Origin of the sequence: Methylocucumis oryzae, assembly GCF_000963695.1 — a bacterium.
Lineage (GTDB): Bacteria > Pseudomonadota > Gammaproteobacteria > Methylococcales > Methylomonadaceae > Methylovulum > Methylovulum oryzae.
In genome coordinates, this window is the sequence record NZ_LAJX01000096.1 from 19,444 (window position 1) to 31,833 (window position 12,390).

18 protein-coding genes are annotated in these 12,390 nt (G+C 42.5%); 9 read left to right on the forward strand and 9 right to left on the reverse strand.

Annotated features, from left to right (window positions below):
* Positions 1-426 precede the first annotated feature (426 nt).
* The 9 genes from cobO (at position 427) to VZ94_RS09765 (ending at position 8,109) form a co-directional block, all read left to right on the forward strand.
* Complete coding sequence (gene cobO / locus VZ94_RS09730) at positions 427-963, forward strand: cob(I)yrinic acid a,c-diamide adenosyltransferase (RefSeq protein WP_045779080.1); 537 nt, start codon at positions 427-429, stop codon at positions 961-963.
* A gap of 68 nt (positions 964-1,031) precedes the next feature.
* The gene (locus tag VZ94_RS09735; protein WP_045779081.1) at positions 1,032-1,394 is read left to right on the forward strand and encodes a hypothetical protein; all 363 of its coding nucleotides are present in this window, start codon (positions 1,032-1,034) and stop codon (positions 1,392-1,394) included.
* Between the two features lie 193 nt (positions 1,395-1,587).
* Positions 1,588-2,460 (forward strand): HD domain-containing protein, encoded by an 873-nt coding sequence (locus tag VZ94_RS31950; protein ID WP_338040337.1) that lies wholly within the window; start codon positions 1,588-1,590, stop codon positions 2,458-2,460.
* A 7-nt stretch (positions 2,461-2,467) separates the two neighbouring features.
* On the forward strand, positions 2,468-3,697 hold the full coding sequence (locus tag VZ94_RS31955) for a RelA/SpoT family protein (RefSeq protein WP_338040338.1): 1,230 nt from the start codon (positions 2,468-2,470) through the stop codon (positions 3,695-3,697).
* 109 nt (positions 3,698-3,806) lie between these two features.
* Positions 3,807-4,040, forward strand: coding sequence for a hypothetical protein (locus VZ94_RS09745; RefSeq protein ID WP_045779082.1), 234 nt, complete (start codon positions 3,807-3,809; stop codon positions 4,038-4,040).
* Positions 4,041-4,044: 4 nt separating this feature from the next.
* A complete protein-coding gene (locus VZ94_RS09750) occupies positions 4,045-4,470 on the forward strand; it encodes a hypothetical protein (RefSeq protein ID WP_045779083.1) in 426 nt (141 codons plus the stop codon).
* Between the two features lie 25 nt (positions 4,471-4,495).
* On the forward strand, positions 4,496-5,077 hold the full coding sequence (locus tag VZ94_RS09755; RefSeq protein ID WP_045779084.1) for a hypothetical protein: 582 nt from the start codon (positions 4,496-4,498) through the stop codon (positions 5,075-5,077).
* A 50-nt stretch (positions 5,078-5,127) separates the two neighbouring features.
* The gene (locus VZ94_RS09760; protein WP_045779085.1) at positions 5,128-5,709 is read left to right on the forward strand and encodes a MarR family transcriptional regulator; all 582 of its coding nucleotides are present in this window, start codon (positions 5,128-5,130) and stop codon (positions 5,707-5,709) included.
* Positions 5,710-5,880: 171 nt separating this feature from the next.
* Complete coding sequence (locus VZ94_RS09765) at positions 5,881-8,109, forward strand: tetratricopeptide repeat protein (protein ID WP_439097725.1); 2,229 nt, start codon at positions 5,881-5,883, stop codon at positions 8,107-8,109.
* Here VZ94_RS09765 and VZ94_RS09770 read toward each other — a convergent pair.
* The 9 genes from VZ94_RS09770 to VZ94_RS24375 all read right to left on the reverse strand — a co-directional run.
* On the reverse strand, positions 8,102-8,563 hold the full coding sequence (locus tag VZ94_RS09770) for a chemotaxis protein CheX (RefSeq protein ID WP_052700401.1): 462 nt from the start codon (positions 8,561-8,563) through the stop codon (positions 8,102-8,104). The genes VZ94_RS09765 and VZ94_RS09770 overlap by 8 nt on opposite strands.
* Before the next feature lies 1 nt (position 8,564).
* A complete protein-coding gene (locus VZ94_RS09775) occupies positions 8,565-8,945 on the reverse strand; it encodes a response regulator transcription factor (protein ID WP_204369101.1) in 381 nt (126 codons plus the stop codon).
* Positions 8,945-9,862, reverse strand: coding sequence for an ATP-binding protein (locus tag VZ94_RS09780; protein WP_045779087.1), 918 nt, complete (start codon positions 9,860-9,862; stop codon positions 8,945-8,947). Before VZ94_RS09780 ends, VZ94_RS09775 begins: the two co-directional genes overlap by 1 nt.
* 97 nt (positions 9,863-9,959) lie before the next feature.
* Positions 9,960-10,271: a hypothetical protein gene (locus VZ94_RS09785; protein WP_045779088.1), complete on the reverse strand. Its 312-nt coding sequence runs from the start codon at positions 10,269-10,271 to the stop codon at positions 9,960-9,962.
* Positions 10,255-10,548: a hypothetical protein gene (locus VZ94_RS09790; protein ID WP_045779089.1), complete on the reverse strand. Its 294-nt coding sequence runs from the start codon at positions 10,546-10,548 to the stop codon at positions 10,255-10,257. Before VZ94_RS09790 ends, VZ94_RS09785 begins: the two co-directional genes overlap by 17 nt.
* 16 nt (positions 10,549-10,564) lie before the next feature.
* On the reverse strand, positions 10,565-10,699 hold the full coding sequence (locus VZ94_RS30575) for a hypothetical protein (protein WP_275575195.1): 135 nt from the start codon (positions 10,697-10,699) through the stop codon (positions 10,565-10,567).
* A complete protein-coding gene (locus VZ94_RS09795) occupies positions 10,693-11,100 on the reverse strand; it encodes a type IV pili methyl-accepting chemotaxis transducer N-terminal domain-containing protein (RefSeq protein ID WP_131655524.1) in 408 nt (135 codons plus the stop codon). The genes VZ94_RS30575 and VZ94_RS09795 overlap by 7 nt, the downstream gene beginning before the upstream one ends.
* A 416-nt stretch (positions 11,101-11,516) precedes the next feature.
* Positions 11,517-12,212 (reverse strand): helix-turn-helix domain-containing protein, encoded by a 696-nt coding sequence (locus VZ94_RS09800; RefSeq protein ID WP_052700402.1) that lies wholly within the window; start codon positions 12,210-12,212, stop codon positions 11,517-11,519.
* Positions 12,213-12,266: 54 nt separating this feature from the next.
* Positions 12,267-12,390: RQC domain-containing protein (locus tag VZ94_RS24375; RefSeq protein WP_131655525.1), on the reverse strand; the 124-nt coding region annotated here is incomplete at its 5' end.

The window sequence follows — 12,390 nt, forward strand, 5'->3', positions numbered from 1 at the left end:
TTATTGCTGGTTTTGCAAGTTGTGACATAAGACATCCCTGTAATATAGTCACTGTTACTGTAAGACATCTTTGCTATGCCTGCAACTATTGCAGTGATAAACACAGGGCTTAGCTAAGCTAGGTTGTAAACGTTTAACGCTGGGGAGACAAGCCAAACACATGACCTAAGGAGCAATTGCTTTCCTTTAAGAATACCACCGATATTTTGACAACCCGAATATCCTCACTGTAACCTTTACACTTGCCTAAATGGCGATTATGTTGCTGCCGAACTCATTCAATTTACCGGTATTAAAAACCTCTGACTTCATCCTCTAATCTCCCCGCTACTAAAAGCACGCATAGCCTCTCTATGCGTGTTTATCAACACATCACTCCATTAACTGCGTTAAAATAAGCGCTGTTATTTTCTTACTATAATCATTATGAAATCCAAAGATAAACGCCAAGGGTTGGTGCTTGTACATACAGGCGCAGGTAAAGGTAAATCATCGAGTGCCTTCGGCATGGTTTTTAGAGCGGCGGGCTGGGGAATGAAGGTTTGTGTCATTCAGTTTATTAAAGGTCAATGGCAAACCGGTGAACAAAAAGCCGCACAACAATTTGCCAATATTGAGTGGCATGCGTTAGGCGACGGCTTTACTTGGGATACGAAAAACCCAGAGCAAGATATAAAAACCAGTCGTGGCATTTGGGAGTTGTGCCAAGCCAAGATTATTTCTGACCAGTTTGATTTAATCGTGCTCGATGAAATTAATTATTGCAGTAGCTATCAATGGATTTCTGGGCAAGAAATCGCAGATTTTATTCAACACCATAAACCTAAAGGCTTGCATCTCGTGCTAACAGGCCGCGATGCTGCGCCTGAAGTTATTGCTATTGCGAATACCGTCACTGAAATGAGCAAAATAAAACATGCGTTTGAGCAAGGCATTAAAGCTGAGCAAGGGATAGAATTCTAATTCAGAAAAAACGTTATATACTAAGCAAGACCGATGACGGTTACTTTATTAAAACAGAGGAGAGAGCAATGTCTGAAACAACTAAAATAATTATTGCAGTACTCGGGGCTTTTGCAGTGGGTTTTATTGTCGTTGGCACCAGTAAAAATGAATCCAAAGAACAAATAGAAGCAGCATCGATGATTCGTAACTATGTTGCCATTCAAGAAATGGCCAGCAAGAAATGTCCAGCAGCTATTTTAAAAGAAACAGGCGAACAAGTGTATTTCGCTGCTGAAACGCAAAGTGATAAAGAAACTTACGTTACATTAAAATGGACAGGCGAAAATGCGGATAAAGGTGGCTTTAAGAAAGCCAGTTGCACTGTTAGCAGCTCTATTGGTGGAATTACCGAATTAACTATCGATGATAAGGTTATCATCAAAAAATAGACTATACACTTATGACGGGACAGGGCGTTTAGCAACGTAGGTGTCGGCAGCAGGGACGTATTTACGGCGTCCAGCGTTCTGAATGACCTGTCTCATCTTAAGTAGTTGGGAACCAAAAATAGTCGCTCAATCCTGCCTGTTGTTACTTGAAACAACAGGCATTCTTATACCAAACCACACGCCTAGTACTGGGATGAAAAAATCCGTTACTACCACTGAATCGTTGCTCGATGGACTCGCCGAGCCTGACCGTCAAAAAATCGAGCAAGCCTTAGCCATAGTGACGCAGTTTCCTGATGACGAAAGTTACCAGCGTCCTAAAGGGGTTGAAGTCGCTGCGATTCTAAAAGAATTACATGTAGATTTAAGCACTTTATTAGCCGCTCTGTTAAGCGATCCGCGCGTAAATAAGCTCAACCCTGTTCCCGACATCAAACAATTATTTGGCACGACCGTTGCAGCAATTGTCCAAGACGTCAACTGGTTGAATACCATTGCGGTGTATTCATTAGAAATGACGAACCAACCTAGCCAAACCGAAATTTTACGCCGTATGCTGTTATCGATGACGCATGACGTGCGCGCGGTGTTAATCAAATTGGCTTTTCGCATCAAACGGTTACGTGGTTTACCGAAAGAATCTTACGATATGCGCCGATTCATCGCGCAAGAAACCTTAGACATCTACGCGCCGCTGGCAAACCGTATGGGTATTCACCAGCTCAAATGGGAGCTAGAAGACTTAGCGTTTCGCTATTTACAACCGCAATCCTATCGGCATATTGCAAAGTCATTAAATGATAACCGGATTGCCAGAGAGAGTTGCGTATTACGCTTTACACAAATGCTAAGCAAAGCACTGCAAGAAGCCGGAGTACACGCGATTATCTCAGGTCGTCCCAAACATATTTACAGCATTTGGAAAAAAATGCAGCGTAAGCAAGCCGGTATTGACGAGTTATACGACTTATTAGCCGTTCGTATTATTGTTGACAATTTACAACAATGTTATACCGCTCTAGGTATAGTCCACGGTCATTGGCAAACCATTCCTAAAGAATTTTGACGATTACATCGCCAATCCTAAAGAAAACGGTTATCAATCGCTACATACCGTCATCTTAGACGCAGACGGCAATCGTATTGAAGTGCAAATCCGCACCCAAGCCATGCACGAATTTGCCGAATTAGGCGTGGCCGCGCATTGGTCGTATAAAGAAGGCGGCAAACATGATGCCGCTACAGAAAAAAGCATTAACTCATTGCGTAAATTATTAGAACATAAAGATGATGATGAAACCTTAGCCGAAAGTTTTCGTAGCGAGTTATTTCATGACCGTGTCTATATCTTAACACCTAAAGGCCAGTTAATTGACTTAGTGAAAAATTCAACACCGCTAGACTTTGCTTATGCCATTCACACAGAAATAGGCCATCGATGCCGGGGCGCTAAAGTGAATGGACGCATAGTACCCTTAACCTATACGCTAAAATCTGGCGAGCAAGTAGAAATTTTAACCACAAAAGAAGGCGGGCCTAACCGTAACTGGTTAGATGTTAATCTCGGTTATCTAAAATCACCGACAGCCATAAGCAAGGTAAGAAGCTGGTTTAGAAACCAAGAACATAGTCGCAATATCGCGACCGGCAAGGCTATTTTAGACAAAGAAAGCCGCAGACTAGGCGTTAAGACCCCTGATTTAGTAGAGCTAGCGAAACACTTTAAACAAAAAAACGAAGAGCAGCTTTTAGAAGCGATTGGCCGTAGTGATATTAACACGCAGCAACTCACGGCATTTTTTAAAATCCCTGAATTTGAAACAACACAAGCTAAGTTACAACACGCTTCTGGGCCTAAATCTATTATCTCGGTAGCTGGTATTGACAATGTTTTAACTAACTTTGCTCATTGTTGCACCCCGGTATCAGGTGATGAAATCATCGGTTATATCTCATTAAAAAAAGGCATTACCGTACACCGTAAAGATTGCAGCAACATCACGCGCTTAAATCCAGAAAAACAATTACGTTTAGTCAACGTAGCTTGGAGTCAAGATAAAAAAGCACGTTACTTAGTGCCTATCACAATACAAGCGTTTAGCATGCAAAATGTGCTCAGCGATGTTTCCCATGCGCTCGCGCAAGCTAGAATTTACATCGCTCATGCCACCATGAGTACACACCCTGATTTCACCACTGAATTAAACCTTACCATTCAAATCGAAAACACCGACCAACTCAGCCAAATTTTACATAAAATCAGTTGCTTACCGAATGTTATTGATGCTAAGCGCAAAACCTAAACTTACCATATAGAGTTGTAATAAATAAGTTCTCTAATCAGACAAGCATAGCATTTAGCTAACAGCCACTATAAAATCACGCTTACTCTTAACTCGCGCTAAGGTTGGCATGGACGATTTTTCTGAACACACACTTACACAATGGTGCGAGCTTTACAGTCGTTTAATACTTGATGATGCTCATCACCTAGGTCAACTTATCGCATCGTGTAGTAATCAAAACTTTCAGCGTTATTTATGCACTAAAGACACCGTGAACGACATCTTAAGCCAAGGCATAACAACAAACGATGACTATCTAAAACGCTTACGGTTGTTTAATCCAATTAGAACAACGTTATAAACAAATGCCTACAGCCAGTTTATTGCACGGTATTATCGAACAAACCGTGCATAATCAACCCTACATACTGGTTAAACACGAAGCCTCAGCCATTAACAAAGCCATTCCTGAAAAAAACCGCTTCAAGCCTGTCGGACAGCTTGGTACACAAGGCTTTATTAAGCTCTGTTATCGTTGGCTTAAAATTGAAAACTCAACCCAATTCGATTGTGGCCGTAGTGACAGCCTAAACGCTTTACTGACACGCAAGCACATGAAAATTGGTTTTGCGCCATTAGCCAATCATGAAGAGATGCAATGGCAATACGATGCCGACGATCTGCGCGCTGATGGACGTATGCCTTTTTGGTGTGCGAGCGCTCAAAATGAACCTGAGCTGGTTAACAAAATTACGCTCGCACTAGCAACAGCGTACCAACAAAAAAATTGATATTTTACTGTTACCGGAATTAATCGTGACCGAAGCGTTATTAACAGTTATACAAGCCTGGCTGCTACAACATAACGCATTTGAGCCGGTTATCCGTCTAATCGTCGCTGGCAGTCGCCATATCCATCATGGCAATAAGCGCAATGAATTCAGCAATTGCTGTACCGTGTTAAATGCCTTTGGTGACATTGAATGGCAACAAGAAAAACGCCAACCGTTTAACTTAACTGAGCGGGAAGCTCATAACCTATTGAATCATAAGCAAGCGGCTTTTGAGCCTACGCAATTAGCTAACACCGTCACGCTTCGTTTAACAGCATTAGGCTTAACTGCTACGCCAATTTGTCTGGATTTTTTCCATGATTCATTGTGGAAAGACTTACCGATTCAGGTATTGTTAGTACCTGCAATGTCACCTAATTTAAAACGTTTCCATCGACATTGCGCGAATGTCGGCGAACATCATCTGTCTTCAGCCTTTATTTGTAATGCCGAACCAAATAACAAAGACAAGGCTGTTTACGCCTATATCCCATCCAAACAAGGTTTAACAATTGCAGGAGACCTCCCATTATTCACTGTTGAAATCGAGATTGATATGAACTAATCTTATCCAACCCACAATAGTTAATAATAAAAACTACCTATCAATGAACTATGGACGCACTCAACGAGCACCGCGACGCCTACCGTAACGCGTTAAAAGACCAAAACACCCCACAAGTCTACGCAGAAAAAGCCTGGTTAACGGCTTTCGCCGCACAAGCACTACTCAACCAAGATAATGCTGAAATGCGCGCCATGCTTGCTAGTTATGCCGATTTAGCAGGGTTAGCCGACCATTTCGACACCACCGGCAAGCCGGGCGACCGTTGGCGAACCATCAATGAACTGTTAACACTCGCATTGGAAAGTGGTAAGCCCTTACAACAACTGCGCTTAGTCATGCCCTCAACGGTTAGTGGCTCAATCATGTCACATATCGATAACACACCCGGCATAACCCCAAGCGAAATCGCGCGGCGATGCAGCAAAGAAAAATCGCATATCGCTAATGAGTTAAAAAAATTAGAGCAAAATGGACTGTGTTATCGGTTAAAGCAAGGCCGTAAACATCAATTATTTTTATCGAAATTAGGTAAAGACACGTTAGATAGCATTAAACCCGTCAAGCTCATAACAACAACGCCAAAACGAGAGTTTGAGCACGCTAACCCAGAGCGAAGTGAAAAAATTTAATAATCCACAGGCCACCCATCAATTCTTATTACGAGCTGCTGCCAATGGAGCATAGTAAAAAAACACTACTAACCCGTTTTGTCGCGTTTTACTCGTATAAAGGCGGCGTAGGTAGAACTTTAGCACTTGCCAATTGCGCGCGGGTATTAGCCGCGAGCGGTAAAAAAAGTCGTGTTAATGGATTTTGACTTAGAAGCACCCGGCTTATTGCATTTTCAGCCGTTTCAACCCAAATCAGGCGACAAGCGACCCGCTGGTTTTTCTGAATACATTGCGTTATGCCTTGAACAAGGCCCACCTAGTGAATTAAACGCGTTTATCCATGAATGCTGCGGAAAAGAGACTGACCAGGGTAAAACTTGGATTATGCCCGCAGGTCGGGACAGAGAACCAGGTTATTTAGCTTTTCTAAACACCACCACCTGGGCTGATTTTTATAACCAGCAAGACGGCTATAAAATCCTTGAGAACTTACGCGGCCATATCATCGCCGAGTATGAGCCTGATTATGTCTTCATAGACGCGCGTACCGGCTTATCAGAAGTAGGCGGCATTGCTACGCACCAATTAGCCGATATTGTCGTATTAGTCTTTAATCTTAATGAGCAAAACCTAGTCGGAGCTAAACGCGTATTCGATTCGATATGCAGTCATGCCCCGTTAAAACCTGAACTCATCCTGGTCGCCTCCCCTATACCGGTGATGCCGGTTGATAAAGCCACACCGTTCGGAAAAAAAATGCAACGCATTAAACGCGATTTCAACAAAGCTTATAATGCCAAAAAGCCCGTCGTGATTCCTTATCATCCTCTACTCGCTTACGAAGACAGGCTATTAGTCGATGATGGCGACTTATTTAGTTCTGATGCCCCCTACCGAAGGCTAACCGAGTTAATTCAAAAGGTGGCGCAAGTCGATGAGGCGCCGTACTTACAGCAACTCATAACACCACTACAAAAAAGTGATTGGAAACAAGTAATTGATATAGCCCAAAAAGGGGTAATTAAACATCCAACCAGTCTTAACTTGCTAAACCATTTGTCCAGGGCGTATTTTTTTAGTGGCGACTATGAAAAAGCGCTTATGTTTATTAACCAGACGCTACTAAACGCCAAAGCCACGGATAATGTTATTAAAGCTCGATTACTAATGCTTAAAGGGAGTTGTTTAGAGCAATTAGAAAAAACTAGCGAGCAAATTGCCGCTTATGACGAAGTAATTCAATGCTTTGGTCAAGCCAATGAGGTCGATATATTGGAACAAGTCGCTAAGGCCTTATTCAATAAAGGGTTTGCGCTAGGAAAAATGCAACAACTCGAAGCAGAAATTGCCGTTTATGACGAACTAGTACAACGCTTTGGCCAAGCCCAAGAAATCGTATTATTAGAGCCAGTCGCTAAGGCTTTAATCAACAAAGGTGCTGTGCTAGGAAAAATGCAACAACCGGAAGCAGAAATTGCTGTTTATAGCAAACTACTACAACACTTTGGCCAAGCCCATGAAATCGAATTATTAGAACGAGTCGCTAAGGCCTTAATCAACAAAGGTGTTGTGCTAGAACAAATGCAACAACCAGAAGCTGCTATTGCTGTTTATGACGAACTACTACAACGCTTTGGTCAAGCCCATGAAATCGCTATATTAGAACAAGTCGCTAAGGCCTTATACAACAAAGGTGTTGTACTAGGGCAAATGCAACAACTGGGAGCCGCTCTTGCTGTTTATGACGAACTACTACAACGCTTTAGTCAAGCCCATGAAATCGCTATATTGGAACCAATCGCTAAGGCCTTATACAACAAAGGTGTTGTGCTAGGACAAATGCAACAACCGGAAGCAGCCATTACTGTTTATGACGAACTTCTACAACGCTTTGGGCAAGCCCATGAAATCGCTATATTAGAATCAGTTGCTAAGACCTTATACAACAAAGGTGTTACGTTAACACAAATACAACAACCGGAAGCAGCTAGTGCTGTTTATAATGACTTGATTAAGCGTTTTAGCACCACTAATGATCCCATGTTACAGCAATATGCTTGTCTAGGGTTAAATAGCATAGGCTTTGCACTGTTGATTGAAGCCAAAAAACACGCTAACTCACAACAACGGTTAAGCTTGTTCGAACAATCACTTGAGCATTTCGAGCAAGCCTTACACTCAGCGGCTATTGATGATCAAGCAACAATTTTAGGCAATCAAGCCTACGCATTATTTTTATTACATCGTAAAGACGAATGCCGCGCTGTGCTACAAGCCGCGCTAAAACAAGGCGGACAAGCGCTTTACGACGAAGAAAAAGCAGATAGCCAACTGAATGAACTACCGGAAGATACAGAATTTCGTGCCTTATTAGATGAAGTCTGGCAGTCATTATCTGCACAACAAGACTTTACATAACATGCTCCTCCAAACTCACCACTAACGCAGCGATAAATAATGAATAGCGAATAGGAATCGCAAACGACCAGGATTTATCGGTTAATAGCAATTTATCAGGTTGACCGGCAATTCTTAGCGGTACTGAAATCATAAATTCGGCACCTAGCTCGCGTCTTACATTGCCCGCTAAGACATTGGCTATTTCACCAATGACATCTAAACAATGCGGCTCGCTATAATCCTGCTCGCCTTGGGTTTGCAATAAAAACCGCATCATTTTGCTGGGTGCGGTCAAATAGACATAACCTCTGTAGGCGCCACTGACGCCGATAATCCCAGTATAATCAAAAATCACCGGTTCATGATGGGCGATTAAATAAGGCACTTGTACTTCTACCGATTCGCGAGACAAGTGCTTAAAGTAATGGGTGGTGTTATCAACAAACAGCTTTAATAAATTTTCTTTCATCATGTTAATCTCCCAACAACTCTCTCAGCGCCGCGTTTAATTCTGTTTCGGTAAACGGTTTATAGATAAAACCATTTGCACCGCGACGAATCGCTTCGATAGCGGTGGCTTTATCCGCTAACGCTGAAATCACTAAAATGCGCGTTTTGGGCTGAATCGCCAACAACGCCGAAACGGTTGCTAAACCATCCATGTTGGGCATGGTTAAATCAAGTGTTACGGCATCAGGTAATGTTTGCTGGAAGAGTTGTACTGCTTCCACGCCATCGCTAGCGCTGCCGACTACTTTGACATAAGGTAGCTGAAGGTCGCGCTCAATACGGCGTTGCACAATCGTCGAATCATCGACAATCATTAATTTAACCATCGCTTTATTCATGGTCATTACACCGCTGCAAAAGGCAAATGCTCTAAGTGGGTATACGGTAGAGAAATACGCCAAGCGCAGAACTGACCAAGCTCTGTTGCTAAGGCCAATTGTCCGCCTAAGGCCTTAATTTGCTGCTTAACCACATCTAAACCCACACCTCGCCCGGAATGAACCGTCACCTCTTCGGCCGTTGATAAGCCGGTTTCAAACATCAACGCATATAAATTTTGCTCATCGCAATCAAGTAAATCATCTTCGTTCGCATAGCCGCCTATTAGCGCAGCATCACGTAACTTTGAAGCATCGATACCCCGGCCATCGTCATAACAAATAATCGAGCAACCTTGTGCCTGAATCTGGGCTTGTAACCGAATCTGACCGATTTCTGCCTTACCACTGGCTAAGCGTTCATCCGGCAATTCAATGCCATGAGTCACGGCATTGCGCATTAGCTGTAATAAAATATCTCTGAGTTGATTACGCTGATAAGAGGTTAATAACAACACGTCAAAACCTTCAGCAAAAAACTCTACACGTTTACCTTGAACAGCCGCCATGGCCTGAACCATCTGACGCAATCCAGCCAGCATATTTTGCTCATCGGCACCGCTTTCGGTAGGCGGATTAAAACTGGAGGTAGGCGCTGATGAATTCGTTACAGGTGTTAAGCCTTGCGACTCTTCGCTAGCAAAGGTTTGGCGTAAATCACTCATATGCTCTAATAAGGCATAAATGGACTTAACATCTAACATTAACCTATCTAATTGAACCGTCAAACTCAGTAAATCTTCGCCTTGCACTTGTGGTCTTTTGCGCAATTCATCAATCACGTCTTCTAATGCATGTAATTTTTCTTCAAACAAATTAAAACCTAATAGCCCGGCTTCACCTTTAGCGCGATGCACCATAGGCAAAATATCTAATAACGCCAACCGGCATTGTTTAGGTAACGCTAATTCATTTTTGCCGTATTGTTTTAACGTTGCATTGACTTGCTGAAGGGTTTGCTCGGTAGCGACGATAAATTCTTTAGCTGACTCTGGGTCTAAATGTAATAGGCCTAATAAAAAACGTCATTTGCTCTTCAACTTTTTGCTCTGATTTTTCTAACTGCAAAGCCAATGCAACTTGCTGAGTCAAATCTTTAACCGTTACTAGCACGTGGGAAACAGCTCTATGCTTATCGTCTACACGGGAAAATTGAAACGCTAAATGTTTTTTTATGCCACTGTCTTTAAAAAACAATTCCACTTGCCGGAGTGGATTTAGGCTTTCTATCAGCTTTAAATTGACATGGTCACGAAATAAAATATCGAGAAAATCTTTACTTTCCCATAACACTTTTTTCCGGTACTAAAGGCTTTAACACCTCAAGCAAACGATTACCGGTTAACTGCGTCGTTTTAAATATCTCTTCTATGGATTTAGAATGTCCAGCGCCAATAACGCCATTTTGGTCTAACAAAAATAAGCCTTCCGATACTGAATCGAGAATATCTTGATTCTCTTGTCTGGCTGCCTCAGCTTTTGCATCACTCATACGCAAATGGCGAATAAAATGCCGAATAATGATGATAAAGTTTAATAACGCTAGACTAATCCCTATCATTTGAATCATACGCAGTCTATCGGCTTTAGCGGCGGCGACTTTTTTCTAACGCGCTGGTAAGCTGATTCATTAAACCCAATAATTCAACATTATTAGCCCGACCGTACTCAACGGCATTGTTTAAGGTAATTGCTGACAGTGGAACAGTAGGCTCTAACACAACCTTAAGCTGAGCACGAAACGTCTGCCACAGCGTAAACGCTTTATTGATAACCTCGATGGCGGCTTGATCTTGCACGGCATCAATTTGAATAGCTCGCCGTTACCGCTCATGGTTTGCCCGCCCTGGCTAAACGCATTCAACGTGTCATCAAACAGCGTAAATGACTTTTTTAATTCGTCTAAAGGCTTAGCTAACTCTTCACCTTTTTCCATAGCGATTTGGGTTTCCAACAAACCTTTAACCATGCGTTGCGATAACATACGTTGGCGCCCCGCTAAGTTAACACTAGCAGCATCTTTAGAAATAGCCGCCGATACATAAAAATTTAAAATTAATACGCCTAAGTCAAAGACTAAAAACAGCGCGATAGCAACAATTAACGTGCGATACTTACTCATAACAAACCTTTTTAGAGTGTGATTAACTAAATGCTGACCATCATTGCTAAACAAAAAGCATAATGATGCGCTAGGCTGTTATTGTTTAAAATCGTAGTGTCGTTGAATAACCGGCATTGCCTCTAGGCTCCGGTTAGGCGACGTTGCCAGACACATCGGCGGCGCTGCCGTTAATGATTCTGCACAATAGGAACAGGTCACAACCATTGAGCAGATACCGTGCCTAATTAGCTCAAAAAATAAGCCGCTTTATTGAAATTGCTTATTGCATTGCACTTTTTTTATGTCTATTCGCATAAACGTGAAATTGACAGCATTTTGTCGGGTTTGTAACAATCGCTTTTACATAGTCACGTTGCCTAATTTTCAAATATCGCACCAATTGAGTATGAAATTGCACTTTATATGTGCAGCGACTATGACTGCATTTTGACCACCAGTCCAGCTCGCACACAACGCAAGATCTCATACGAATACGCTCCGCCCAAAGCCTCATAAACCGGTTTTAATCGATGCTTTTCTTCATCGGATAAACTTAACAAAGCCTCTTCTATCTGTTGAATTTCTTTAGCCGGTAAATCAATCACATCGGTTAATAGCAAACTGCCTTGCTCAATGGCTTGTGCTAAATGCGTTAATACCGTTGATTCTTTTAATTCTCGCTTTTGGGCAATTTGTTGTGCGGTAAAACCTAAGCGAAATAAGTTAACCGACTCGACGATAGTATCGCTGTCTTTAACGGCGGCTTGAGCAAAGTCGCGAATCACGGCAAGAAATTTTTCACCATATAGCTCGGCGCGCCGATTACCGATACCTGGAATGTTTAATAGTTTTTTCACTGATACCGGTTTAGCGTCGGCCAACGCTTTTAAGCTGGTATCTGGCAAAATCACATAAGGCGGTACATCCTGAGCTTCGGCAATTTCTCGACGCTTAGCTTTTAGCCGCTCTAATAACGATGTGTGAGTACTGGTTATTCCAGCCTTACCTTTAGTACGCTGCTCAGTTTGACGCACGACATCTTGCCGTAACATCAATGGTTGCTCGCCACGTAAAATGGGACGACATTGCTCGGTTAGCCGTAGCGAGCCAAAATTGCTCAAAATCAACAACCACTAATCCACGCGCAATAAGCTGTCTAAAAACCGAATGCCATTGCTGCTCATTTAAACGCCGTACCAATACCAAAAAAAAAACGTCGACACGTGGTCGTGGCCGTATTTCAGTACCCGTTCCGTTTTATGGCCTAATAACACATCGATTAAATGCGTAGCGCCATAAACGCTGCCC